This window comes from Actinomycetota bacterium (genome assembly GCA_040754375.1).
Taxonomy (GTDB): Bacteria; Actinomycetota; Acidimicrobiia; order Acidimicrobiales; family AC-14; genus JBFMCT01.
Genome location: JBFMCT010000098.1, coordinates 1 through 1810, shown reverse-complemented (window position 1 = coordinate 1810; position 1810 = coordinate 1). Strand labels below are relative to the sequence as shown.

General features: G+C 73.4%; 2 protein-coding genes. Both read right to left on the bottom strand.

Annotation, left to right across the window (positions count from 1 at the left end):
- On the bottom strand, positions 1–1325 hold a 1325-nt coding region (locus AB1673_17600), incomplete at its 3' end, for an RCC1 repeat-containing protein (GenBank protein MEW6155772.1).
- Positions 1326–1601: 276 nt separating this feature from the next.
- The coding region (locus tag AB1673_17595; GenBank protein ID MEW6155771.1) for a hypothetical protein at positions 1602–1810 on the bottom strand (209 nt) is incomplete at its 5' end.

The window sequence follows — 1810 nt, the reverse complement described above, 5'->3', positions numbered from 1 at the left end:
AGCCCCGGCGGCAGCGCGGGCACGTCGCACTGGCCGCTCGTGTTCCATCCCCACCCCACCACGGACCCGTCGCTCCGGCGCGCCAGGCTGTGCCACAGGCCACCCGCCACCTCGACGTAGGAGAGACCCGGCGGCAGCACTGGCACGTTGCACTCGCCGAAGTAATTGTCGCCCCAGGCCAGGACCGTCCCATCGCTGCGGACGGCGAGGCTGTGTACGTCGCCGGCCGCCACGTCGAGGTAGCGGAGCCCCGGCGGCAGGTCGGGGATCTCGTCCAGGCCCGGCCAGTCGTTCCCCCAGGTCACGACCGAGCCGTCGCTGCGGCGCGCCAGGTTGTGGCCTCCGCTCCCCGCCGCCACCTCGACGGTGGTGGCCCCTTCCGCCGGCGGCGGCACGTTGCACTGGCCGAAGCCGTTCCAGCCCCAGACCATGACGATGCCGTCGCTGCGGCGCGCCAGGCTGTGGTCCATACCGCCCGCGACTTCAACGTAGGTGAGACCCGGCGGCAGCGCCGGCACGTCGCACTGACCGCGGTAGTTGTATCCCCACGCCGCGATCGACCCGTCGCTGCGGAGCGCGAGGGTGTGGGCGTAGCCACCGGCCAGGTCGACATAGGCCAGACCCGGCGGCAGCGCCGGCACGTCGCTCTGGCCGTAGCTGTTGCGCCCCCAACCTACGGCCGAACCGTTGCTGCGGCGCGCTAGACTATGCCCCCCGCCCGCCGCGATCTGGACATAGGTCATCCCCGGCGGCAGCAGAGGTACGCTGCACTGGCCGTAGCTGTTGCTCCCCCAGGCCACGACCGAGCCATCGCTGACGCGGGCCAGGCTGTGGTCCGCACCGCTCGCGACCTCAACGTAGGTGAGACCCGGCGGCAGCGCCGGCACGTCGCACTGACCGTAGGTGTCGTCCCCCCACGCCACGACCGAACCGTCGCTGCGGCGGGCTAGGCCGTGACTCCCCCCCGCCGCCACCTCGACGTAGGCAAGGCCCGGCGAGAGCGCGGGCACGTCGCACTGGTTCGAGTCGTTGTCTCCCCACGCCGCGATGGAGCCGTCGCTGCGGAGCGCAAGATTGAAGTACCAGCCGGCCGCCACCTGAACGTAGGCGAGACCCGGCGGCAGCGCCGGCACGCTGCTCTGGCCGTCGGTGTTGCCTCCCCATGCCACGACCGTGCCGTCGCCGCGCCGCGCCAGGCTGTGGCGGGTCCCGCCCGCCACCTCGACGAACAGCTCGTGATGCCAGGCGCTGTCGACCACCTGGCCGCCCCAGCCGGCGACCTCCTCCTGCGCGGACGCCCGGCTCGCGGTCGCGAGCACCATCATGCCCGCCGCCGCCGGGAGCAGCGCGCCTCCATGCCCCCGCATGGGCACGGGAGTCCGGGACGCCCCTGCCGCCATATCCGTCCGGATCATCGCCATCGTTGCGCTCCCAAGGGGGAGGCCGCGGTCGATTCCCGCCGGCCCCCGCTCGTCAGCGCGCCGGCGCCCTCGAGAGTGGCGGATCGCCTGGTCTCGCCCTTCCCGGCCGAGCCTACCCCTGCCCAGGGAACCCCGCAAGGAAGCGGTGGGGACGGCCCGAGGGGAAGACCCACGACGGAACTACCGGTACCCCAGCACCAGATCCTGGGCGTTCGAGAGCGCCCAGGGCCCAGCGCCGCCCCAGTGGAGCGCCTGCGTCGAGAGCGCGACGCCGGCGAAGGTCGCCTCCCCCGGCACCGCGAGGTCGTAGGTCGCCAGCGGCCCGGACTCGAGCGCCTGGCCCAGGAGCTCGCCCTCCGGATCGGTGGCGTTCACGAGCAGCGTCTGGC